Raw genomic sequence first — 21,986 nt, 5'->3', positions numbered from 1 at the left:
GGACGTTTTTACCGTTATGCTGTGTATACACATTAATTTTGACGCCCCTGCGTCTGACCCACCTGCCAACGCACCCCACCCATGGGCCTGTTTTTTCTCAAGCGGTTTGTCACCCTCCTGGCCACGTTGATTGGCGCCTCCATCGTCGTGTTCCTGGTGCTGGAAATCCTGCCGGGCAATGCCGCGCAGATTCTGATGGGTCCCGATGCCTCTCCCGATGCGGTGGCAGCTCTGGCCACCAAGCTGGGTCTGGACCAGCCCGCCAGCCTGCGCTACTGGCAATGGGTGAGCGGCCTGGTGGTGGGCAACATGGGCGACAGCTACGCCTACAGCTCGCCCGTGCTCGACCTGGTGCTGGAGCGCCTGGCACTTACCGTGCCGTTGGCCCTGATGGCCATGGTAATCACCACGGTGCTGGCATTGGCCGCCGGTGTGTACGCCGCGGCGCGCCACAACAAGCTGGGTGACGTGGGCGTGATGGGCCTGGCGCAGATCGGCATTGCCATCCCCAACTTCTGGTTCGCCATCCTGCTGATCCTGCTGTTCTCGGTGAAGCTGCAGTGGTTCTCGGCCGGCGGCTTTCCGGGCTGGACGGAAGACGCTGGCGGCAGCCCGCTAGAAGCCCTCAAAGCCCTGCTGCTGCCCGCCATTGCGCTGGCTGTGGTGCAGGCTGCCATCCTCGCGCGCATCACCCGCTCGGCCGTGCTGGAGGTGCTGCGTGAAGACTTTGTACGCACGGCCCGCGCCAAAGGTCTCACGCAGCGCGCAGCGCTGTGGGGCCATGTGCTGCGCAACGCCATGATCCCGGTGGTCACCGTGATGGGGCTGCAGTTTGCCAACCTGCTGGCGGGCACCATCGTGGTCGAGAACGTGTTCTATCTGCCCGGCCTCGGGCGCCTGATCTTCCAGTCCATCTCCAACCGCGACCTGATCGTGGTGCGCAATTGCGTGATGCTGCTCGCCGCCATGGTGGTGATCGTGAACTTCGTCGTGGACATCCTCTACGCCGTGATCGACCCCCGCGTGAAGGCTTCCGACATCTGATCCCCATGAGCGCCGCCGTGTCCACCCTCTCCTCTTCCACACCCTCCGCCCCCGGCTGGCTGCACCGCGCGCTGCGCCACCGCAGTTTTGTCATCGGTGCGGTGTTGTCGGCGCTGCTGATCCTTGCTGCGCTGCTCTCCTTTGTCTGGACGCCCTGGTCGCCCTACGAGATGGACCTGGCCAACAAGCTGGCGAGTCCCTCCGGCACCCACTGGCTGGGCACCGATGCCTTTGGCCGCGACGTGGCCTCGCTGCTGCTGGTGGGCGCCCGCAACTCCATCCTGGTGGGCGTGATCGCGGTGGGCATCGGCCTCACCATCGGCACGGCGCTGGGCCTGCTGGCCGCCGCCAAGCGCGGCTGGGTGGAAGAACTGATCATGCGGCTGGCAGACTTCACGTTCGCCTTCCCCGCCATCCTCTCGGCCATCATGATGACGGCGGTGTTTGGTGCAGGCATTGTGAATTCCATCATCGCCATCGGCATCTTCAACATCCCGACGTTTGCACGCGTCACGCGCGCATCGGCCAACGCCGTGTGGTCGCGCGAATACATCCTGGCCTCACGTGCCTGCGGCAAAGGCAGCTGGCGCATCACGCTGGAACACGTGCTGCCCAACATCCTGTCGGTGCTCATCGTGCAGGCCACCATCCAGTTCGCCATCGCCATCCTGGCCGAGGCCGCCCTGTCGTACCTGGGCCTGGGCACCCAGCCGCCCCAGCCCTCTTGGGGCCGCATGCTGAGCGAGGCACAGACACTGATGTTCCAGGCCCCGCTGCTGGCGGTGTGGCCCGGCATGGCGATTGCGCTGGCCGTGCTGGGGCTGAACCTGCTGGGCGACGGGCTGCGCGATTTGCTCGACCCCCGCCTCTCCAGAAAAAGATGACACCCCCTGAGTCGCTTCGCGCCTTCCCCCTCTCTCGCATTGCTGCGCAATGCGGGAGGGGGACACCCCCAGTGCGGCGGGACGGCCCTTGCACGGGGGCGCTGGCTTGGGTCGCGCCAGTTTCACAGACCCGTTTAGCTGAGATGAAATTACTGCGAACGATGACGATCCTCTGCCATGCCTTTGCTTGAAGTCTCCAACCTCCGCATCCGCCTGCAGACGCACCGGGGCCCCGCCGATGCCGTGCGCGGCGTGAGCTTTTCGCTGGCGCGCGGTGAAACCCTGGGCCTGATCGGTGAATCAGGCTGCGGCAAGTCGATCACCGCCATGTCGCTCATGGGCCTGCTGCCCGAGAGTGCACAGGTCACCGGCAGTATCCGCTTTGATGGGCAAGAGCTGGTGGGCCGCACCGATGCACAGATGTGCAAGATGCGCGGCAACCGCATTGGCATGGTGTTCCAGGAGCCCATGACGGCCCTGAACCCCGTGCACACCATTGGCCGCCAGGTGGCGGAGCCGCTGCGCCTGCACCGGGGCATGAATGCAGCAGCCGCACGCACCGAAGCGATTGCCTTGCTGGACCGCGTGGGCATCCCCAACGCCGCACAGCGCTTTGACGCCTACCCGCACCAGTTCTCGGGCGGGCAGCGCCAGCGCATCACCATTGCGATGGCGCTGGCCTGCGGGCCCGACCTGCTGATTGCCGACGAGCCCACCACGGCGCTCGACGTGACCATCCAGCAGCAGATCCTGGACCTCATCAGCGACCTGGTGGCCGAGCGCAACATGGCGCTGATCCTCATCTCGCACGACCTGGGGGTGATCTCGCAGAACGTGGACCGCATGATGGTGATGTACGGCGGCAGCGTGGTCGAAAGCGGCTCCACTGCCTCGGTCTTCTCGGCCATGGCCCACCCTTACACACGCGGTCTGTTCGCCGCACGGCCCCACCTGGGTGCCGTGCATGCCCCCGGCGAGCGCCCGCGCCTGTCCACGATTCCGGGCACGGTGCCCGAGCTGGTGGACCTGCCCGCTGGCTGCCCGTTTGCAGGGCGCTGCAGCTACACGGTGGATGACTGCCACCACAAGCAGCCCGAGGCCACGCTGGTCGCCACCGATGCCGACGGCGACCACCTGGTGCGCTGCCTGCGGCGCGAAGCCATTGCCGAGGCGCAGAGTGCGGACGTGGTGAACATCATCGAGGTGGCTGCATGACCCAGGCCCCCCCCACCACCGTCGCGCCAGCCACCGCGCCGCTGCTCCAGGTGACCGACCTGGTGCGCGAATACACACTGCCCCGCGAGCACCTGTTTCGCCCGCCGGGCAAGGTGCATGCGCTCAACGGCGTGAACTTCTCGATTGCCTCTGGCCGCAGCCTCGGCATCGTCGGCGAATCGGGCTCGGGCAAGTCCACCCTGGCACGGCTGGTGATGGCGCTCGATGCACCCACCTCCGGCACGGTGGAGCTGCTGGGCCGCAACCTGCACCAGTTGCCCGCCGAGCAGCTGCGCCAGGCGCGCCGCGATTTTCAGATGGTGTTCCAGGACCCGTACGGATCGCTGGACCCGCGCCAGACAGTGGAGCGCATCGTGACCGAACCGCTGCAGGCACAGGGCCAGACCACGCGCGCCGAGCAGCGCGAGCAGGCCGCCCAGGTGCTGTCGCAAGTGGGCCTGCGCACCAACGACCTGGGCAAGTACCCGCACGAATTCTCTGGCGGCCAGCGCCAGCGCATCGCCATTGCGCGTGCCCTCATCACCCGGCCCCGCCTCATCGTGGCCGACGAGCCCGTGAGCGCGCTCGACGTGTCGGTACAGGCCCAGGTGCTGAACCTGATGCAAGACCTGCAGCAGCAGTTCGGCATCACCTACATGCTCATCAGCCATGACCTCGCGGTCGTCAACCACCTGTGCGACGAGGTGGTGGTGCTGTACCAGGGGCGCATCGTGGAGCGTGGCTCGCCGGGCGAGCTGTTCCGCAACGCGCAGCACCCTTACACACAGTCGCTGGTGGGAGCCGTGCCGCAGGTGCTGCCCGGCCGGGCACGGGCACGCCGTGCGGCTGCCGCCGCTGCAGCGACTGCGGCAACGGCAAAAACCGCATAACCACATGCAGGTGTGATGGTGTAAAAAGCTTCTTTCCTCCCCGGTAACAAATTGCACCGGGGTCTCTATGGTTGTTGTCTGGTTTTTTGTCTGGAGAGTCCGAACATGCTGAACCGCCGTACCGTCCTTGCCACTGGCGCCATCGCCGCTGTGCCCTTGACCACCTCGCTTGGCGCCCTGGCGCAAGGCCGCAAAGATGCGGTGACGCTGGCGATGACGCTGGAGCCCCCAGGCCTGGACCCCACCGCCGGTGCAGCATCTGCCATCGCCGAAATCGTTCAGTACAACATCTTCGAGACGCTCACCAAGATCAACCCCGACGGCAGCGTGTCGCCCCTGCTGGCCGAAAGCTGGGAGGTCTCGCCCGACCTCAAGACCTACACCTTCAAGCTGCGCCGTGGCGTGAAGTTCCAGAATGGCGAGCCCTTCACTGCTGCGGCCGTCAAGTTCTCGTACGACCGCGCGGGCGGCGAGAAGAGCACCAACAAGGACAAGCGCACTTTTGCCGGCATCACCACCCAGGTGGTCGACGACTACACCGTGGTGCTGCTCAACAAGGAGATCGACCCCGACCTGCTGTTCGTGCTGGGCCAGGCCACCTCCATCATCGTGGAGCCCAAGAGCGCCGACACCAACGCCAACAAGCCCGTGGGCACCGGCCCCTACCAGCTGCAGGCCTGGAACAAGGGCTCTTCAGTCGTGCTCACTGCCTGGGACGGATACCGCGACGCCAAGGCCATCAAGATCAAGCGCGCGACCTTCCGCTTCATCTCCGACCCCGCAGCCCAGGTGGCTGCCCTGCTGGCGGGCGACGTGGACGCATTCCCTCGCGTCACGCCGCGCAGCGTGGCGCAGTTCAAGGCCAACCCCAAGTTCCAGGTGGTGGTCAGCGGCTCGCGCGCCAAAACCATCGTGGCCATCAACAACGGCAAGAAGCCGCTGGATGACGTGCGCGTGCGCCGCGCCATTGCCGCAGCCATTGACCGCAAGGCCGTGATCGAAGGCGCGGGCGACGGCTACGGCGCACCCATCGGCAGCCACTACGTGCCCGGCGCGTTTGGCTATGTGGACACCACGGGCGTGAACCCCTACGACCCTGAAAAGGCCAAGAAGCTGCTGGCCGAGGCCGGCATCAAGACGCCGCTGGAGCTGACCATGACGCTGCCTCCCACGCCTTACGCCCGCCAGGGCGGTGAGGTGGTGGCTGCCCAGCTGGCCAAGGTCGGCATCATCGCCAAGATCCAGAACGTGGAATGGGCGCAGTGGCTCAGCGGCACCTACGGCAGCAAGAACTACGACCTGACCATCATCAGCCACGTGGAGCCCTTTGACCTGGGCAACTTTGCCAAGCCCGACTACTATTGGGCCTACAACTCGCCCAAGTTCAACGACCTGTTCAGCCAGATCAAGAACGCCGCCCGCCCTGCCGACCGCGCCAAGCTGCTGGGCGATGCGCAGCGCCTGCTGGCCAACGATGCGGTGCACGCCTTCCTGTACTCCAACCAGTGGATCACGGTGGCCAACAAGAACCTCAAGGGCCTGTGGAAAGACATGCCCGTGTTCGTGAACGACATCTCCGCGCTGTCCTGGTCCTGACAGCCACGCGCCGCAACGCGGCGCGTGCAGGAGCCAAGACTCCTAAAACAATAGCTGCCAGCGCTTTATCCACTAGCGCTTGCAGCCTTTTTTATTGATAAACATCGCTACGGCGACCACCCACCCCGCCATGACCGAACTGCACGACCTGCCCGCCCACGACCTGATTGCCGCCTACCGCCAGCGCAAGCTGTCACCGGTCGAGGTCACGCAGTCCGTGCTGGCCCACATTGAACGGTGGGAGCCCCACATCAAAGCCACCTACCTGCTGCGCCCCGAGGCCGCCCTGGCCCAGGCCCGTGCCTCCGAGGCCCGCTGGCTGCGCGGCGAGCCCAAGGGACTGCTCGACGGCGTGCCCAGCACCATCAAGGAAAACATTGCCACCGAAGGCGACCCCACCCCGCTGGGCACGGCCGCCGTTGAGCTGGTGCCCGCCGCAGCTGACGCCCCCCCCGCCGCCCGCATGCGCGAGGCAGGTGCCGTCATCGTCGCCAAGACCACCATGCCCGACTACGGCATGTTGTCATCCGGCCTGTCCACCTTTCACCCGCTTTCGCGCAACCCCTGGGACGTGAGCAAGGGCCCGGGCGGCTCAAGCGCCGGCGGTGGCGCGGCGGCCGCTGCGGGCTACGGCCCGCTGCACATCGGCACCGACATTGGTGGCTCGCTGCGCCTGCCCGCCAGCTGGTGCGGCATCTTCAGCCTCAAGCCCAGCCTGGGCCGCATCCCGATCGACCCGCCCTACACTGGCCGCGCCGCCGGCCCCATGACCCGCACCGTGGCCGACGCCGCGCTGATGATGCAGGTGCTGAGCCAGCCCGACGCACGCGACAGCATGAGCCTGCCCTACCAGGACATCGCCTGGAGCCAGTTCAACAAGGGCGCCGAGCGCCTGCGCGGCCTGCGCATCGGCCTGCTGCTGGATGCAGGCTGCGGCCTGCCAGTGGAGCCCGAGGTGAAGGCCGCCGTGGAGCGCGCAGCCCAACTCATGGAGGCCGCCGGCGCCACCATCGTGCCCATGGCACCTTTCATGACCCAGGCCATGCTCGACGGCATGGACCACTTCTGGCGCATGCGTTCCCACATCGACCTGCAGGCCCTGCCTGCGGCGCGGCGCGACAAGGTGCTGCCCTACATCCGCACCTGGGCCGACAGTGCCGCCGGCATGAGCGGCACCGAGGTCTTCACCGCCAGCCACCAGTTCCACCTGACGCGCGTGGCCACCGTCAAGGCCTGCAGCGCGTTCGACTATGTGATCTCGCCCGTGGCGCCCAACGTCGCCTTCCAGGCCGAGCTGCCCTCGCCCACCGACGACCCGCTGCGCCCGCTGGAACACATCGGCTTTACCGTGCCGTTCAACATGTCCGAGCAACCTGCGGCCTCGGTCAATTGTGGCTACACCCGCGCTGGTTTGCCCATCGGCCTGCAGATTGCGGGCGCACGTTTTGACGACCTGGGCGTGCTGCAGGTGGCGCACGCGTTCGAGCTGATCCGCGAACCCCAGCGGGCATGGCCCCAGCCGCCTGCGGCATAACCCTGCATCTGTCGTGCGTTGTTGTTGGTAACCTTGGGGGAATATGCTCTGACGCTGGCACCACCGCTGGAGCCCCCACCTCACAAACCACCATCCCACCACCGCATGGACATCATCATCCTGGCGATCCTCATCGCCACCGGCACCTTCATGCTCAATGCCAAAGAGCAGCGCAAGCGCATTGCGCTGCTGGGCAAACACCTGGCCAACTACCAGATCGAAAAGCTGATGGAGGCGCTGACCGACGGCTACCTGCGCGCCCTGGGTGAAAGCACCGACGAGCGCCGCAGCCAGATCTGGAGCCTGCTGAGCACCACCGAGTCGCAGCTGAGCGAGCAGTTCAGCCGCTTTGCCGCCGACTTTGCCAAGGTGGACGAAGCCCACGCGCGCGTCAGCCGGCTCTCCGTGCCGATCCCGTTTGCCGACAAGCTGCTGCCCGCCATGACCTTTGACGTGCGCCGAGCGCTCGCCATCCACGCGCGCGGCATTGCCCATGTGGTGCAGAACACCAGCCACCTGTCGCCCAAGGACCGCGCCTACATGATGACGGCCGAGCTGTTTCTGATGCAGCACACCTGCCACTGGTACTGCAAGTCCAAAACCGTGGCCAGCGCCCGCATGCTGGCGCGGCACCAGACGCCGCACGAACAACTCGTGGCTTCGGTGTCTGCCGAAACCCGCAACGCCTACCTGACCTTGATCAACGGCGGCTGAGCCCAGCGACCCAACAATGCCCCATGCCATCCTCCACGCACACCCGCATGACCGACAGCCTGGGCAACCCCATCACGCTGCACGACGAGGCCAGCGCGACAGCGCTGAATGACTTTGTAGAAGGCTTCATCGCCTGCGAGGCCCGCGCGGTGAAAGTGCTGAACGCGGCGGCCGACACCAGCCCCATCGTCCAGGCCAGCTGCGCCGCACTGCACATGTTTGCCGAGTCGGCCGACGCTCCGCGCAACGCCCGCCCCTTCATCGACCATGCCCTGGCCCGCGCCGCAGAGGCTACCGAGCGTGAACAACGCTTTGTGGCCGCCATCGCCGCCTGGGTGGATGGCGACCTGCCCCGCGCCATTGCGCTGCACGAGGAGCAAGCCCGCCTGCACCCGCGCGACCTCGCCTCCCTCAAGCTCGGCCAATACCATTTGTTCAACCGCGGCGACTCGCCCGGCATGCTGCGCCTGGCGCTGCAGGCCCTGCCCACAGCAGCCGAGGTGCCCTACCTGCACGGCATGCTGGCCTTTGGCTGGGAGCAATGCCACCGCCTGCAAGAGGCCGAAAGCGCCGCCCGCCATGCCATCGCCCTGTGCCGCAAAGAACCCTGGGCCCACCACGCGCTGGCCCACGTCATGCTGACCCAGGGCCGCATCCGCGAAGGTACCGACTTCATGGCCAGCGTGGGCGACACCTGGACGGGCCTGAACTCCTTCATGGTCACGCACAACTGGTGGCACCAGGCGCTGTTTTTGCTGGAGCAGGACCGGCATGCCGAAGTGCTGGCGCTCTACGACAGCCAGGTCTGGGGCGTGGTCAAGGAATACACCCAGGACCAGATCAACGCCGTGTCACTGCTCGCCCGGCTGGAGTTGGCAGGCGTGGATGTCGGCGACCGCTGGACCGACGTGGCCGACTACCTAGCGCCGCGCCTGGCCGACCACGTGCTGCCCTTCCTGGACCTGCAATACCTCTACGGCCTGGCCCGCGCCGGGCGCATGGAGGCCGCACGCACGCTGCAACAAAACATCGAGGCCCACGCCGCCACCCGCACCGAGGCGCAGGAGCGCACCGTGTGGCAACAGGTGTGCGTGCCCGCCGCCCACGGCCTGCTGGCGCATGCGCAGGGCGACTGGGCGACGGCGGTGGAGAAACTGGGCGTGGCCCTGCCCCGGCTGGTGGAGATTGGAGGAAGCCACGCGCAGCGGGATTTGTTCCACCAGATCTGGGTGGATGCGCTGCAGCGCAACGGTCAGTGGGCGGCGGTGCAGAACGTAGTGCAGCCGTTAGTGAATGGGCAGCCGGAGTCGGTGAGGTTGGCGCGGCAGGTGGGAATGGTGAATGGGGTGCTGGGGTTGCCAGTGGCGTGAGTCCACTAGCGACTGTCACAACCATGGCCTCTGAGCACAAGACCGAAACGTCTGCGTTCGCCTCTATGGATTTCCATACTCGTATCAGTACAGCAGGCCAATTCGTTGAACTGCTTCGGCGACAGGTGCATGAGAAAACCATCTCCGCCTCAAATCGCTCACGTGCTGCAGCAGCATGCTTCGCGCTTGCACAAGAACACCACCATTCCATCGTCGTTCTTGTCGAGCGCTGCTTATATGGTTCAGCATTCTCTCTCGTCCGTGTCGAATTTGAAGCCTACGTACGAGGCGAGTGGCTGGCCCACTGCGCCACAGACGCCCAGGTCGAATCATTTATCGGCGGTGGAAATCCACCAGATTTTTCAGCCTTAGTCTCTGCCGTAGAGAGGGCCCACGACTTCGCTGATGCCAATCTGGAAGCGCTGAGGAAGGCGCACTGGTCATCCATGTGCGCATATACGCACACAGGAGGTTTACACGTCCAGCGTTGGCAAAGCGAATTTGCAGTCGAACCTTCGTACGATGAAGAAGAAGTTCACGCAATCCTGAAGTTCGCTGAAATATTCGGGGCTATCGCTGCAGTTGCATTTCTGGGGCTGGCAAACGACGCAGAGAGCGCTGAAAAGATAACTCGGGCCTTTCTCGCCCGGTCCTGATATTGAACTATGCGTTAGTCAATTACCGCACCACCAACTTCGTCTGGTCATACACCGGCTGCTCCGGTAAATCCGCCAGGTGCCGCACGTCGGCCCAGTCCAGCACTTCCACGGCATCGCCGCTCACCCGCACGCGGTTGAGCCCTGCATTGGGGATGTCGCTCTGGCGCGGGCCGTCCAGCCCCGTGCCACGTGCCGTGCGCCAGATCATGTCGAGCACGCCGCCGTGGGTGACCACCATCACGGTCTGGCCGCTGTGCTGCTGGGCGATGCGATAGACGGCGTCCATCACGCGGGTGTGGAACTGGCGGGTGGTCTCGCCGCCGGGCATGCCGTAGTCGGCTTCAAAGCGCAGCCATTGGTTCCAGGCATCGGCGTGTTCCTGCTTGACGTCGTCCACGCGCTTGCCGTCCACCACGCCAAAGTTTTGCTCGCGCAGGGCGCTGTCGGTCAGCGTGTCGATGCGGGCCTGGGGGAACAGCAACTGCAGGCTGGGCGTGGCGGTCTGCTGGGTGCGGATGAGGTCGCTGCAGATGAGGTGGTGCACCACGGGGCGCTCTGCAGCCAGGCGCTCGGCCAGGCGGCGGGCCTGTTCGTGGCCAGTGGCGTTGAGGGGCACATCCACGTGGCCCTGGAAGCGCAGTTCGCGGTTCCAGTCGGTCTCTCCGTGGCGGATCAGAATCAGTTCAGTCATAGGAGCGTGCTATGTGCTTTTACGTGTCCACGAAAGCCGGGGAAAGGCCCGGCAACTAGGCGCAAGGCGCGCAGCAGTATGCATACTGCAAGCGGCTTGTAACAACGTTGCCGGGCCTTTCCCCGGCTTTCCCACAGGGTTGGGCCAGTAGGCCAGCGCTCGCGGCGTTGCAGACTTCGCCAAGGCCACCAGCCTTGGCAGCAGTCCGCGCCTTGCGATCACTGGCCTACTGGCCCAACGTGGGCACGTAAAAGCACATAGCACGCTCCCGCCATTATCGAATGTACACACAGCATTGCAAGCTCTTTTGCCCGCAAGCGCTTATGCAATAAGCGCTGATAGCTATGTTTTTTATAACAGCCGACTGTACACCACCCGCCGTGCGGCCCGTCACCGCATGGGCACGACCAGTACCTTGCGGCGCGGCTGGCAGCCGGGGCCTTCGTGGGGTGCGCTGTCGCGCTCCCAGCCCGGGCCGGGCGAGGTTTGTGCACACGCGCGCTGGCCATCGACCAGGCTGCGCCAGTAGTACCAGGGGGCGGGGGCGGCCTGCAGCAGCAGCGGGGCCAGCAAAACCAGCGCGAACCAATGGCGGGGGGCGAAAGGCATGGGCAAACAAAGCATCCAACGTGTCCCGCCCATGCTAAGCAGCCTGCGGCGGGCCGATGCCTGGAAAAGCGGCGGAATCGTCGGTCAGGGCTTGTCCGCGGTGACGATCCAGCCTTCGAGTGGATCGAGCCCCGGCGGCAGGCCGTAAAGCGCGTCGCCCTCGGCATGGCGCTGCTCGGCCCAGGCGGCCTGCAGCAGGCACAGCACGGCGTCCAGGCTGTCGCCGCTGGCGTCATCCACCAGGGTGTCGCGCTGGGCATGGCTGAGCTTGAGGCGCAGGCCGAGGCGGGTCTGGCCCAGCTCCAGCGCGTTGACCAGGTCTTTGCGGGCGATGAGGCGGTCGGGGGTCTGCTTGGCGCGGTCGTCGCTTTTGTAGCTGCGCCGCTGCAGCACCTCGCGCGCCAGCAGGCCGGGGTAGGCCTCCAGCGCCACGCGGCGCGGGTCGCCAGTGTGCAGGCCGGGCAGGTGCACACCCGCATCCAGCAGCCGCGGCAGGCCCGCGTGCAGCATGTAGGCCACGGGCGGGTTCACCCATTTCATCGAGGGGCTGGAGCCTGCGGGCCCGTCGGTCGCACGGTGCGCAAACTTGCCGCCCACGGGGCGCGCATCGCAGAACGCCGCAAACTGCGCGCGGATCTGGTCGCGGCTGAGGCTGCGGTAGTGCTTCATACACGCCAGCCAGTCGGTGGGCCAGCCCAGCGCCTGCACCAGCTCGCGTGGCAGGCCAAAGGGCAGGTCGAACCCGCCCACCCAGTCGCCGGGCTGAGACAGCCATTGGCCGCACGCGGCCAGGGTGTCGAACGGCTGCAGGGCGTTGAGCTGCACGCGCGTGCCATGGCGCCGGCCCAGCGCGAGCACGATGGGTTTGCGCCGCGTGGGGCTGCTGGAGAAGTCGCAGCCCAGCAGCAGGGATTGTGGTGCGGCGGCCGTCATCCCAAGGCCAGCGCCGTGACGCCTGCCGCAATACACAGCGCGCCAAAAATGCGCGCCACGCGGTCACCCTCGCCCAGCAGGTGCCCACCGATGAGGGCGGCAAACAGCATGGACACCTCGCGCGCCGGGGCCACGTGCGACAGGGGCGCCTGCTGCATGGCATACAGCACCAGCACATAGGCCACCGGGCTCACCACCGCCACGGCCAGGGCAAAACGCCACTGCGCCAGCCACAGGGTGCGGGCAGTGGGCAGGTCGCGCAGCACCACGGGCGCCAGCAGGCCCACACGCACAAAGTTGCCCATGTAGTCCACCAGGATGGGCGACATCAGCAGAAACTTGACCGCATAGCCGTCGACCACCGTGTAGCTGGCAATGAAGGCCCCCGTGAGCAAGCCATACAAAATGCCCTTGTGCACGCGAGCCCGCGCAGCGGGGTCGTGCGCGGCGCGCAGCAGGCCCGGGCCACCCGCGATCAGAAACACACCACCCACCACGCCCACGATGCCCAAGGCACCCAGCGCCGAGATCTGCTCGCCCAGCAGCGTGATGGCCACCAGCGACGACAACAGCGGCCCCGAGCCGCGCGCCAGCGGGTAAACCACCGTGAGGTCCGCCACGCGGTAGCCGCGCAGCAAGATGACGAAATACGCCACATGCAGCAGCCCGCTAGCGGCAACAAAACCCCACTCCACCGCGCCCCACTGCGGCACCGCGTCGCGCCCCAGGTACCAGCCCAGCGGCGCCCAGACGACCATCATGATCACCGAGGTGAAGAACGCAAACCGCGAGTCCCCCCCGGCCTTTTTGGCCGCGATGTTCCAGCACGCGTGGATGAGGCCGGCGAGGATGATGAGGGCGAAGGCGGTAAAGGTCACGGGTCAGAAAGAGAGAGGGCTGGAATGCAAAAAGCCGCAGCCCCTGTGGGCTGCGGCTGCAATGACGAGTTCAGGACAACGACGAAAAGTGGGGCGATTGGCGTAGCGAGCGGCCTCAGCCTGGGTGGAGGAACGCAGCCGCACTCCCGTGCGGCGAGTACCGCAGGCCCGGGATCAGGCCGCGCAGTAGCCAAGCGCCCCGCTTTTCAAGCTCGGCCGATGATGGAGGCGGTGGCCATCAACTCTTCAAGCAGCGCAAACGACACCTTGCCCGACACCGCATACGGGTCCAGTTCGGGCTTTTCGGAGTATTTGAGCAGGATGGAGTGGTTGATCTTGGACAGGTTGACCTGCCCCATGGTCCAGCCGCCAAAGCGGCGCTCGGCGATTTCTTCGTAGTGCAGCAGCTCCACGTTCTTGTGGCGCGTGTCCTTCTGGATGTGGCCATACAGCTCGCTCACCGCAGAGCGTCCGCCCTCGATGGCTTGCAAAAACACGCCGCCGCCGTAGCACAGCACGCCGGTGATGCCGCTGCCGGGGTTGTGCTGGCGCGACTGCGTCAGGATGGCTTCAATGGCGGCGGGCGAGGTATCGACCGCGCGACTGGCGTAAAGCAGGCGTACCAGCATGGTCAGTTCTTTCCAGGGATGAGGGACAAAAATTCACGGCGCAAAGCGCTGTCCTTGAGGAACACGCCACGCATGACCGAGTTGATCATGCGGCTGTCGTTGTCGCGCACGCCGCGCCAGGACATGCAGAAGTGGCTGGCTTCCATGACGATGGCCAGGCCGTCGGGCTGGGTCTTTTCCATGATCAGGTCGGCCAGCTGCACCACGGCTTCTTCCTGGATCTGGGGGCGGCCCATGATCCAGTCCACCAGGCGCGCGTATTTGGACAGGCCGATCACGTTGGTGTGCTCGTTGGGCATCACGCCGATCCAGATCTTGCCGATGACGGGGCAGAAGTGGTGGCTGCAGGCACTGCGCACGGTGAGCGGGCCCACGATCATCAGCTCGTTCAAGTGCTCGGCGTTGGGGAACTCGGTGATGGGCGGCTGTGCCACATAGCGGCCGCGGAACACCTCGTTGAGGTACATCTTGGCCACGCGGCGCGCGGTGTTGTTGGTGTTGTGGTCGCCCTGGGTGTTGATCACCAGGCTGTCGAGTACGCCCTGCATCTTGACCTCGACCTCGTCGAGCAGCTTTTCCAGCTCGCCGGGCTCGATGAATTCGGCAATGTTGTCGTTGGCGTGAAAGCGCTTGCGCGCGGCGGCAAGGCGTTCTCGGATCTTGACGGAAACGGGCGTGCCTTCGTCCGGTGGGGTGGGCGTCATATCGGCGGCAGGTTGGCTGGACATGGCTGGCATCGTACCAGCGAACCCAGGTTGATCAATTACAAGGGTTTTAGGCAGCAAGCGCTAGTGGAATATGCCTGAGAAGCTATCAATAAAGTAGCAATCTCGACAAAGGCGCCCTCAGTACCGCTTGCCCGTCACCCACAGCGCCAGGCGCATGAGACCAAACGCCACGCGGTCCAGCACCCGCTGGCGCAGCGGGCGGCCGGCATAGCGCGCAGGGTCCATGCGGCGGCCCGCGTGCTGCATGGCGTGCACCAGGCGCTGGCGCAGGTCGATGGCAAAGGCGGCGTCTTCCACCACCACGTTGGCCTCGCGCGCCAGCAGCAGCGAGAGCGGGTCGAGGTTGGACGAGCCCACCGTGGCCCAGGGCCGGTCGCCCTGCGCATCGATGACGGCCACCTTGGCGTGCAGAAAGCTGGGGGCGTACTCGTAGATCTCGACCCCCGCCTCCAGCAGCGCGCCGTACACGGGACGGGCCGCGTGGTACTGCATGAAGTATTCGTACCGTCCCTGCAGCAGCAGGCGCACCCGCACGCCCCGGCGCGCGGCCATCACCAGCGCGCGGCGCAGCTTGCCGCCGGGCATGAAGTAGGCATTGGCAATGATGACCTCGTGCCGTGCTGCGCCGATGGCGCGGCGGTAGGCCTTCTCGATGCGGCTGCGGTTGCGCACGTTGTCGCGCAGCACCAGGGTGGCGCGCACAGGCGGGCCTGCGCCAGGGTCGCCGCCCTGCTCCGCGTGCCGCGCCGCGCTGGCCGCGCGCAGGGCCTGCAGGGCCTCTGGCAAGCGGCGCTGGCGTGCGTCGCGCACGGCCTGCATGCGCCACCAGAGCTGGTCCATGGTGTCGCTGGCCGATGCCACCAGGCTGCCCGTGGCCCGCACGGCAAAGTCAAAACGGGGTGCCTCCAGCGCGCCGTGGTTGGGGTCGTGAAAGTCGTCCAGCACATTGATGCCGCCGCAAAACAGCACCCGCCCATCCACCACACACAGCTTGCGGTGCAGGCGCCGCCAGCGGTGTGGCAGCAGCAGCCCCAGCGGCCCCAGCGGCGAATACACGCTGCACAGCACCCCGGCGGCCTGAAACTGATCGGCCCAGGCCTTGGGCAACGCGCCCGTGCCCACGCCATCGACCACCAGATGGGTGCGCACGCCGCGCGCTGCAGCGCGCATCAGCGCCTGGGCCACGGTGGCTCCGGCGCCGGTGAAGTCAAAGATGTAGGTCTCGAACTGGATGTCCGCCATCGCAGCATCCATGGCCTCGGTGAGCGCCGGAAAGAACTCCTCGGCGCCTTGCAGCAGCCGGACCTGGTGGTCGTCGGCGGGCCCGGTGCCCGGGGCCTGCGCAGAGGGCTTGCGCCTCATCCCGTCACCCCGCCACCGCGCACACCCCGGCAGCGCCTCACAGCCGGAACTCCGCGATCAGGGGCAGATGGTCCGACATGCGCCACCAGATGCGCCCACGCGGCACCTGCAGCGACAGCGGCGTGAGCCCGCGCGCATACACATGGTCCAGCTGCGCCAGGGGCAGGCGCGCGGGGTAGGTGAAGGTGCGGGGCGCATCCCATTCATACAGGCCAAAGCCAGCCAGCATGCGCTTGAGCAACTGCCCCCAGTCGTTGAAGTCACCGGCCACCACCAGCGGCGTACCGGGGGGCACCTCGCGCTCGATGAAGCCCTGCAGGCGCTCGACCTGGCGGATGCGGCTGCCAGGGATCAGGCCCAGGTGCACCACGATCACGTGCACGTTGCGGCCCTGCACATCCACCTCCACATGCAGCAGCCCGCGCTGTTCAAAACGGTGGTCCGAGATGTCTTCATGCTGGTGCCCGATCACCGGCCAGCGGGTGAGCAACGCGTTGCCATGTTCGCCGTGTTTGGTGACCGCATTGGTGCGGTACACCGCCTCGTAGCCTTCGGGCGCCAGGAACTCGGCCTGCGGCAGATCAGGCCAGCGCTGAAAGTAGGCCGCCTCGCGCCGGTGCAGCTTGCGCACCTCCTGCAGGCAGACGATGTCGGCGTCGAGCTGCTCCACCGCAAGGCCCAGGTTGTGAATCTCCAGCCGCCGCGCGGGCCCGATGCCTTGCACACCCTTGTGGATGTTGTAGGTGGCTACGCGCAGGATGTCGTCGTGTTGCATGGTCCTAGGAGGGGTAATTGAACGCGCTCGCCAGCGTCGCGATGGGTGCGCCAGGCAAGGCGCGAGGACGCGGCGGGCTCATGCCCGCAAGAAGGAGCAATGCCGCATGGCGCGCCCAGCGCGGTGCTGGCGAATGCGTAGCGTGCCCACTCGACAAGCGAACGTCAACGAAGCAGCGAGAGTCAGTATCCATGAGGCGCCCTTGAAAACGGCAAGCGGTCAATTGCCGCTCCTAGGACTGGAGATTGTGTCGCAAGCCGTGGTGGCAAGGGGTTTGCCCGACGCAGGCAGGGGGCGGCAGCGCTTTACACTGGAGACTCCAACATTTTGAGCACGCAGGGACGGCCCCGACCCCCATGGCTACCGAGAGCGGCCCCAATCCCGCCCCACAGACCCAGGCGCTGATCGTGGACAGCAATGCCACATCGCGCAGCATTCTGGTGGGGCAGCTGCGCGAGTACGGCGTGACCCGCATCGTGCAATGCTCCCGTGTGCAGGACGCGCGCGCCCGGCTGGAGCACACGGTGTTCGACTACGTGTTGTGCGACCAGTTTTTTGGCGAATCCAACTACTCGGGCCAGACCCTGCTGGACGACCTGCGGCGCGCGCAGCTGCTGCCGTTTTCGACGGTGTTCTTCATGGTCACGGCCGAGGCGTCGTACGCCGCAGTGGCCGAGGCCGCCGAGTCTGCCCTGGACGGCTACCTGCTCAAGCCCTTCACGCCCAGTGCGCTGTTCGAGCGCCTGAGCCTGGCGCGCCTGCGCAAGATCCACCTCAAGCCCATTTTCGATGCCATCGAGGCCGAGGACTTCGAGCAGGCTGCCGCGCTGTGCGTGGAGCGTTTCGAGGCCCGCAAGCCTTACTGGCTCTACGCTGCCCGCATCGGGTCGGAGCTGCTGCTGCGCCTGGGCCGCCACGACGAGGCGCGCACCCTGTTCGAGGCCGTCATCGCGGCACGGGCCCTGCCCTGGGCCAAGCTGGGCGTGGCCCGCGCACAGATCGAATCAGGCCAGGCCGCGCGCGCCATCACCACCTTGCAAGAGCTGATTGGCGAAGACGCGTCGTTCGCCGACGCCTACGACGTGCTGGGCCGCGCGCAGGTGGAGATGGGCAATTTTTCGCAGGCCATCGAGACCTACCGCACGGCCAGCACCCTCACGCCCGACTCGGTGGTGCGGCTGCAGAAGCTGGGGATGATGTCGTACTACATGGGCGACCGCGCCACCGCCACCAAGGTGCTGGCACGCGCCACAGTGCTGGGCATTGATTCCAAGCTGTTCGACTACCAGTCGCTGGTGCTGCTGACGTTCGCGTATTACGCCGAGAACGACCGCAAGGGCATCGAGCGCTGCATGGCCGACTTTGCGCGCATCCTGGAGCGCCACTACGGCAGCGCGCGCATCCGGCGTTTTGCCGAGGTGGCGCGGGCGCTGCAGCTCATCCAGCAGCGGCAGTTTTCGCAAGCGGTTGAATCGGTGCGTGGCATGGCCCGCGAGATCACTTCCAGCACCTTCGACTTTGAGGCTGCCTGCAACCTGGGCAGCCTGCTGGCCGTATTGGCCGTCACGTCGATCGAGCTGCCCGAGGGCGACAGCTGGGTGCTGGCACTGGGCATGCGCTATGCCAACACACGCGGCTTGACCGAGCTGATGGCCAACGCCTGCAACCTGCATGAGCCTTACAGCCAACTGGTGCGAGACTGCCTGCAGCGCGTCAACAAGACGGCCGAAGTCGCCATGGCGCAAAGCCTGGGCGGCGACCCTGGCGGTGCCGTGCAAAACCTGCTGGCCGAAGCCGAACGCACCCTCAACTCCAAACTGCTCGATATGGCACAGCAAGTGCTGCTACGCCATGGCGCGCGCATGGCCGCCCCCCAACCGCTGCAAGAGAGCATCGACGCACTGCGCGCACGCATGGGCAGCACCCCGGCGAGGGCCATCCTGGGGCAAGACAGTGAACGCCACCCCGGCGGAGTGGCGCTGAGGGTGCGGGGCAGCAGCGACAACACACCCACGCGCACTCCGCAGCCATCGCCCGACAGCTCGGCCCTCGGCCCGTCGCCCGCAGACGATGCCGACGATCCTGCTGCCGCCCTGCGCTTGCGGCCTCCAGACGCCTCTTGAGGCGACGCCGCCCGGCCTTGCCCCCGTTGCCGCCGGGCCATTCGGAGTCGACTCACCCGAGATGCAAAAACCGGGGGAGTAACAGGCACGCCTCGGCATTGGACGCTGAAAAACACCGGTCAGCGGCCTGCTGCCAGGGCAGCCACTCATAGGCGTCGTGCTCACGCGGGCTCAGCACCACGGGCGTGCCTGCGGGCACACGCAGGCCAAACACGCGCTCGCGGTTGCGCACCACGCCAGGGGCATAACGGTGCAGCCATTGGGGCCAGATGTCGTACACGTTCTCCAGCGCCCAGTCGCTCAGCAGACAACCCGGTGCCAGGGTGTCCATGCCGGTTTCTTCGGCCACTTCACGGCGTGCGGTCTCGGCAAAAGGCTCGTCCAGCGCATCCTTGCTACCGGTGACCGACTGCCAATGCCCCTCGCCCCCGGTGCGGCGGATCAGCAGCACCTCCAGCGCGGGGGTGTGGATCACCACCAGCACCGACTCTGGAAGCTTGTAAGGCCGCTGTGGCTCGGCGGCTGCCATGGCCTGTGCCTTCAGCCCCCCTTGGGGCGCTGGGCTGCCGTGGTGGTGGGCACGGGCGGGGGCAGCTCCTTGGCCTGCAACGCACGCGCCTGCACCACCAACTGGTTGTGCGCGTCCAGAAACGCCGCGGCAATGACCTTGCCTTCGTTGGTATTGCTCCAGCCAGCGCCCGCGGCACCGCCCAGCTTGCCAAACACCAGGCCGCCCACTCCCAGGTCGGTGGTGCGCGCTGAGCCTGTGGCCGCCGCTACCTGTTCGGTGGTTTCGTTGTCGGACAGCAGCAAGGCCGTCTGTGCTTCCTTGAACTTGACCTGCTCCACCAGCCCGGCCAGGCCTGCGATGTCGCGCAGCACCGGGATCATGGCGATCACCCCGGCCAGGCCCCGGCCCGCATCCTGCTCGCTGAACGTGAGGCTGGGCGTGAGCGTGTACTGCGCCTCGTACCCCTTGCCCTTGGCCACGGTGGAGTTGTTCTTGCGCAGGATGCCGGCGTCCTTCAATTCCTGCTCCTGCACAGTGCCCTTCAGGCCCGCTGCCCGGTCCACCACGCGGAAACACCCGCTCTGCTGGGCCAGCAGCTTGACCAGCGGCACCGGCGACGCGGGCAGCTGGTAGCCCGAGCCCATGATGTAGCCATTGGGGTTCTCGGCCAGCGCCAGCGTGGCCACCGGCGCATCGCAACGCACCAGCTCACGGGCCGCGTTCTGCGCGCCCTGGGGCCCGGCCGAGCCCGTGACCACCGAGCCGCCCTGCCCCAGTTCGGTCTTCTTCTCGCCGCATCCGGCCAGGGCGATGCATGTGGCCGCAAGCAGCCAATGGGAGCGTGTCAACAAACGCATGGAAGTACCTCTTTCAGTCCGTGCACGGCGGCCAGTGCCCGATGCGCCGCACATGAAAAAAGCGGCCAGGGCGCAAGGCCCGAGCCGCTTGGTGTGCGATGCATGGCTGCATGCGCGAAGGACGTGTGCGTCCGGAATCAGGCCGCAGTCTTGACCGCGTCGGGGTTGCGCAGGCGGATGTGCAGCTCGCGCAGCTGCTTTTCGTCCACAGGGCTGGGCGCCTGCGTGAGCAGACACTGGGCACGTTGGGTCTTGGGGAAGGCGATCACGTCGCGGATCGACTCAGCACCGGTCATCAGCGTCACGATGCGGTCTAGGCCAAAGGCCAGGCCGCCGTGCGGAGGCGCGCCGTACTGCAGCGCATCCAGCAGGAAGCCGAACTTGAGCTGGGCTTCTTCGGGCGTGATGTTGAGGGCGTCAAACACCTTCTGCTGCACATCGGCGCGGTGGATACGGACGGAGCCGCCACCCATTTCCCAGCCGTTGAGCACCATGTCGTAGCCCTTGGAGATGCACTTCTCGGGCGCAGTGACCATCCAGTCTTCGTGACCATCCTTGGGGCTGGTGAAGGGGTGGTGCACCGAGTTCCAGCGCTGGTTTTCCTCGTCGTACTCGAACATCGGGAAGTCGACCACCCACAGCGGGGCCCAGCGGTTCTCGAACAGGCCGTTCTTCTTGCCGAACTCGCTATGACCGATCTTGATACGCAGCGCGCCAATCGCGTCGTTGACGATCTTTTCCTTGTCCGCACCGAAGAAGATCAGGTCGCCATCCTGTGCGCCAGTGCGCTCCAGCACGGCTTGCAGGGCTGCGTCGTGGATGTTCTTCACGATGGGCGACTGCAGACCGTCACGGCCCTTGGCCAGTTCGTTGACGCGGATGTAGGCCAGGCCCTTGGCGCCGTAGATCTTGACAAACTCGGTGTAGGCGTCGATTTCGCCACGGCTGATGCCGCCGCCTTCGACCGAGCCACCGGGCACGCGCAGGCCGACCACGCGGCCATTCTTCATGTTGGCTGCGCCCGAGAACACCTTGAAGTCCACGTCCTTCATCACGTCGGTCAGCTCGGTGAATTCGAGCTTCACGCGCAGGTCGGGCTTGTCGGAGCCATACAGGCGCGCAGCGTCCTGGTAGGTCATGACGGGGAACTCGCCCAGGTCCACGCCCAGCGTGTTCTGGAACACCGTCTTGATCATGCCCTGGAACATGTCGCGGATGTCCTGCTCTTCCATGAACGATGTCTCGATATCGATCTGGGTGAATTCAGGCTGGCGGTCAGCACGCAAGTCTTCGTCGCGGAAGCACTTGGTGATCTGGTAGTAGCGGTCGAAGCCCGCCACCATCAGCAGCTGCTTGAACAGCTGGGGCGACTGGGGCAATGCGAAGAAATGGCCATCGTGCACGCGGCTGGGCACGAGGTAGTCGCGCGCGCCTTCAGGCGTGCTCTTGGTGAGCATGGGGGTTTCGATGTCGATGAAGCCATTCGCATCGAGGAACTTGCGCACTTCCATTGCCACCTTGTAGCGCAGCATCAGGTTGTTCTGCATGTACGGGCGGCGCAGGTCCAGCACGCGGTGCGTGAGGCGCGTGGTTTCCGACAGGTTTTCCTCGTCGATCTGGAACGGAGGCGTGACGGAGGGGTTGAGCACGTTCAGCTCATGGCACAGCACTTCGATCTGGCCGGTCTTGAGCTTGTCGTTGGTGGTGCCTGCGGGGCGTGCGCGCACCACACCCTTGACCTGCACGCAGAACTCGTTGCGCACGCCTTCGGCGACCTTGAACATCTCGGCGCGGTCGGGGTCGCACACCACCTGCACGTAGCCTTCGCGGTCGCGCAGGTCGATGAAGATCACGCCACCATGGTCACGGCGGCGGTTCACCCAGCCCGACAGGGTAACGGTTTGGCCCAACAGGGCTTCGGTCACAAGACCGCAATAGTGGGAACGCATGGCCATGACAAAACTTCCGGCGCCGCAGGGCGCGT

Annotated in this window: 21 protein-coding genes; 10 read left to right on the top strand and 11 right to left on the bottom strand. The window is 66.1% G+C overall.

Annotated features, from left to right (window positions below; genetic code table 11):
* The first annotated feature begins 81 nt into the window (after positions 1-81).
* From ASD75_RS18485 to ASD75_RS23795, 9 genes are all read left to right on the top strand, one after another.
* Complete coding sequence (locus ASD75_RS18485; RefSeq protein WP_056060468.1) at positions 82-1,044, top strand: ABC transporter permease; 963 nt, start codon at positions 82-84, stop codon at positions 1,042-1,044.
* Positions 1,045-1,049: 5 nt separating this feature from the next.
* A complete protein-coding gene (locus ASD75_RS18480; RefSeq protein WP_056747311.1) occupies positions 1,050-1,928 on the top strand; it encodes an ABC transporter permease in 879 nt (292 codons plus the stop codon).
* A 177-nt stretch (positions 1,929-2,105) separates the two neighbouring features.
* Positions 2,106-3,143 carry an ABC transporter ATP-binding protein gene (locus ASD75_RS18475; protein WP_056747310.1) on the top strand — a complete coding sequence of 346 codons (1,038 nt, stop codon included), beginning with the start codon at positions 2,106-2,108 and terminating at the stop codon, positions 3,141-3,143.
* On the top strand, positions 3,140-4,033 hold the full coding sequence (locus tag ASD75_RS18470; protein WP_056747309.1) for an ATP-binding cassette domain-containing protein: 894 nt from the start codon (positions 3,140-3,142) through the stop codon (positions 4,031-4,033). Before ASD75_RS18475 ends, ASD75_RS18470 begins: the two co-directional genes overlap by 4 nt.
* A 105-nt stretch (positions 4,034-4,138) precedes the next feature.
* A complete protein-coding gene (locus ASD75_RS18465) occupies positions 4,139-5,629 on the top strand; it encodes an ABC transporter substrate-binding protein (protein ID WP_056747308.1) in 1,491 nt (496 codons plus the stop codon).
* A 130-nt stretch (positions 5,630-5,759) separates the two neighbouring features.
* Positions 5,760-7,163, top strand: a complete 1,404-nt coding sequence (locus ASD75_RS18460) for an amidase (RefSeq protein WP_056747307.1) — start codon at positions 5,760-5,762, stop codon at positions 7,161-7,163.
* A 105-nt stretch (positions 7,164-7,268) separates the two neighbouring features.
* On the top strand, positions 7,269-7,877 hold the full coding sequence (locus ASD75_RS18455; RefSeq protein WP_015012762.1) for a hypothetical protein: 609 nt from the start codon (positions 7,269-7,271) through the stop codon (positions 7,875-7,877).
* Between the two features lie 23 nt (positions 7,878-7,900).
* On the top strand, positions 7,901-9,247 hold the full coding sequence (locus ASD75_RS18450) for a tetratricopeptide repeat protein (protein ID WP_056747306.1): 1,347 nt from the start codon (positions 7,901-7,903) through the stop codon (positions 9,245-9,247).
* A gap of 23 nt (positions 9,248-9,270) precedes the next feature.
* Complete coding sequence (locus ASD75_RS23795) at positions 9,271-9,903, top strand: hypothetical protein (RefSeq protein WP_156401051.1); 633 nt, start codon at positions 9,271-9,273, stop codon at positions 9,901-9,903.
* A gap of 22 nt (positions 9,904-9,925) precedes the next feature.
* On the opposite strand, the gene ASD75_RS18445 is transcribed toward ASD75_RS23795, so the two are convergent.
* The 8 genes from ASD75_RS18445 to ASD75_RS18410 form a co-directional block, all read right to left on the bottom strand.
* Positions 9,926-10,597, bottom strand: coding sequence for a histidine phosphatase family protein (locus ASD75_RS18445; protein WP_056747305.1), 672 nt, complete (start codon positions 10,595-10,597; stop codon positions 9,926-9,928).
* 390 nt (positions 10,598-10,987) lie between these two features.
* Positions 10,988-11,206 (bottom strand): hypothetical protein, encoded by a 219-nt coding sequence (locus ASD75_RS18440; RefSeq protein ID WP_056747304.1) that lies wholly within the window; start codon positions 11,204-11,206, stop codon positions 10,988-10,990.
* Between the two features lie 84 nt (positions 11,207-11,290).
* Positions 11,291-12,139, bottom strand: a complete 849-nt coding sequence (locus tag ASD75_RS18435) for a DUF429 domain-containing protein (protein ID WP_056747303.1) — start codon at positions 12,137-12,139, stop codon at positions 11,291-11,293.
* On the bottom strand, positions 12,136-13,017 hold the full coding sequence (locus ASD75_RS18430) for a DMT family transporter (RefSeq protein WP_056747302.1): 882 nt from the start codon (positions 13,015-13,017) through the stop codon (positions 12,136-12,138). The genes ASD75_RS18435 and ASD75_RS18430 overlap by 4 nt, the downstream gene beginning before the upstream one ends.
* 206 nt (positions 13,018-13,223) lie before the next feature.
* The gene (locus tag ASD75_RS18425; protein WP_056060427.1) at positions 13,224-13,646 is read right to left on the bottom strand and encodes a BLUF domain-containing protein; all 423 of its coding nucleotides are present in this window, start codon (positions 13,644-13,646) and stop codon (positions 13,224-13,226) included.
* Positions 13,647-13,648: 2 nt separating this feature from the next.
* On the bottom strand, positions 13,649-14,374 hold the full coding sequence (gene folE / locus ASD75_RS18420; protein WP_056747301.1) for a GTP cyclohydrolase I: 726 nt from the start codon (positions 14,372-14,374) through the stop codon (positions 13,649-13,651).
* A 117-nt stretch (positions 14,375-14,491) separates the two neighbouring features.
* Positions 14,492-15,736: a cardiolipin synthase ClsB gene (clsB, locus tag ASD75_RS18415; RefSeq protein ID WP_056747300.1), complete on the bottom strand. Its 1,245-nt coding sequence runs from the start codon at positions 15,734-15,736 to the stop codon at positions 14,492-14,494.
* Between the two features lie 37 nt (positions 15,737-15,773).
* Positions 15,774-16,511: an endonuclease/exonuclease/phosphatase family protein gene (locus tag ASD75_RS18410; protein ID WP_056060418.1), complete on the bottom strand. Its 738-nt coding sequence runs from the start codon at positions 16,509-16,511 to the stop codon at positions 15,774-15,776.
* A gap of 356 nt (positions 16,512-16,867) precedes the next feature.
* Here ASD75_RS18410 and ASD75_RS18405 point away from each other — a divergent pair, with 356 nt between their 5' ends.
* Complete coding sequence (locus ASD75_RS18405) at positions 16,868-18,634, top strand: tetratricopeptide repeat protein (RefSeq protein ID WP_056060415.1); 1,767 nt, start codon at positions 16,868-16,870, stop codon at positions 18,632-18,634.
* A gap of 52 nt (positions 18,635-18,686) precedes the next feature.
* On the opposite strand, the gene nudB is transcribed toward ASD75_RS18405, so the two are convergent.
* The 3 genes from nudB to aspS all read right to left on the bottom strand — a co-directional run bounded on the left by nudB (position 18,687) and on the right by aspS (position 21,957).
* Positions 18,687-19,163: a dihydroneopterin triphosphate diphosphatase gene (nudB, locus tag ASD75_RS18400; protein WP_056747299.1), complete on the bottom strand. Its 477-nt coding sequence runs from the start codon at positions 19,161-19,163 to the stop codon at positions 18,687-18,689.
* Positions 19,164-19,174: 11 nt separating this feature from the next.
* The gene (locus tag ASD75_RS18395) at positions 19,175-20,002 is read right to left on the bottom strand and encodes a CsgG/HfaB family protein (protein ID WP_056747298.1); all 828 of its coding nucleotides are present in this window, start codon (positions 20,000-20,002) and stop codon (positions 19,175-19,177) included.
* A 137-nt stretch (positions 20,003-20,139) separates the two neighbouring features.
* Positions 20,140-21,957 (bottom strand): aspartate--tRNA ligase, encoded by a 1,818-nt coding sequence (gene aspS / locus ASD75_RS18390; RefSeq protein WP_056060406.1) that lies wholly within the window; start codon positions 21,955-21,957, stop codon positions 20,140-20,142.
* Positions 21,958-21,986 lie beyond the last annotated feature (29 nt).

This window comes from Acidovorax sp. Root568 (assembly GCF_001427445.1).
Lineage (GTDB): Bacteria > Pseudomonadota > Gammaproteobacteria > Burkholderiales > Burkholderiaceae_C > Acidovorax > Acidovorax delafieldii.
Note: the sequence above shows the minus strand (reverse complement) of the source record. Positions and strands in the feature narration are given on the sequence as shown.

Bases quoted from the DNA above. Each gene is read 5' to 3' on its own strand.
- ASD75_RS18485 (WP_056060468.1), top strand. From the start codon at position 82: ATGGGCCTGTTTTTTCTCAAGCGGTTTGTCACCCTCCTGGCCACGTTG.
- ASD75_RS18480 (WP_056747311.1), top strand. From the start codon at position 1,050: ATGAGCGCCGCCGTGTCCACCCTCTCCTCTTCCACACCCTCCGCCCCC.
- ASD75_RS18475 (WP_056747310.1), top strand. From the start codon at position 2,106: ATGCCTTTGCTTGAAGTCTCCAACCTCCGCATCCGCCTGCAGACGCAC.
- ASD75_RS18470 (WP_056747309.1), top strand. From the start codon at position 3,140: ATGACCCAGGCCCCCCCCACCACCGTCGCGCCAGCCACCGCGCCGCTG.
- ASD75_RS18465 (WP_056747308.1), top strand. From the start codon at position 4,139: ATGCTGAACCGCCGTACCGTCCTTGCCACTGGCGCCATCGCCGCTGTG.
- ASD75_RS18460 (WP_056747307.1), top strand. From the start codon at position 5,760: ATGACCGAACTGCACGACCTGCCCGCCCACGACCTGATTGCCGCCTAC.
- ASD75_RS18455 (WP_015012762.1), top strand. From the start codon at position 7,269: ATGGACATCATCATCCTGGCGATCCTCATCGCCACCGGCACCTTCATG.
- ASD75_RS18450 (WP_056747306.1), top strand. From the start codon at position 7,901: ATGCCATCCTCCACGCACACCCGCATGACCGACAGCCTGGGCAACCCC.
- ASD75_RS23795 (WP_156401051.1), top strand. From the start codon at position 9,271: ATGGCCTCTGAGCACAAGACCGAAACGTCTGCGTTCGCCTCTATGGAT.
- ASD75_RS18445 (WP_056747305.1), bottom strand. From the start codon at position 10,597: ATGACTGAACTGATTCTGATCCGCCACGGAGAGACCGACTGGAACCGC.
- ASD75_RS18440 (WP_056747304.1), bottom strand. From the start codon at position 11,206: ATGCCTTTCGCCCCCCGCCATTGGTTCGCGCTGGTTTTGCTGGCCCCG.
- ASD75_RS18435 (WP_056747303.1), bottom strand. From the start codon at position 12,139: ATGACGGCCGCCGCACCACAATCCCTGCTGCTGGGCTGCGACTTCTCC.
- ASD75_RS18425 (WP_056060427.1), bottom strand. From the start codon at position 13,646: ATGCTGGTACGCCTGCTTTACGCCAGTCGCGCGGTCGATACCTCGCCC.
- folE (WP_056747301.1), bottom strand. From the start codon at position 14,374: ATGTCCAGCCAACCTGCCGCCGATATGACGCCCACCCCACCGGACGAA.
- clsB (WP_056747300.1), bottom strand. From the start codon at position 15,736: ATGAGGCGCAAGCCCTCTGCGCAGGCCCCGGGCACCGGGCCCGCCGAC.
- ASD75_RS18410 (WP_056060418.1), bottom strand. From the start codon at position 16,511: ATGCAACACGACGACATCCTGCGCGTAGCCACCTACAACATCCACAAG.
- ASD75_RS18405 (WP_056060415.1), top strand. From the start codon at position 16,868: ATGGCTACCGAGAGCGGCCCCAATCCCGCCCCACAGACCCAGGCGCTG.
- nudB (WP_056747299.1), bottom strand. From the start codon at position 19,163: ATGGCAGCCGCCGAGCCACAGCGGCCTTACAAGCTTCCAGAGTCGGTG.
- ASD75_RS18395 (WP_056747298.1), bottom strand. From the start codon at position 20,002: ATGCGTTTGTTGACACGCTCCCATTGGCTGCTTGCGGCCACATGCATC.
- aspS (WP_056060406.1), bottom strand. From the start codon at position 21,957: ATGGCCATGCGTTCCCACTATTGCGGTCTTGTGACCGAAGCCCTGTTG.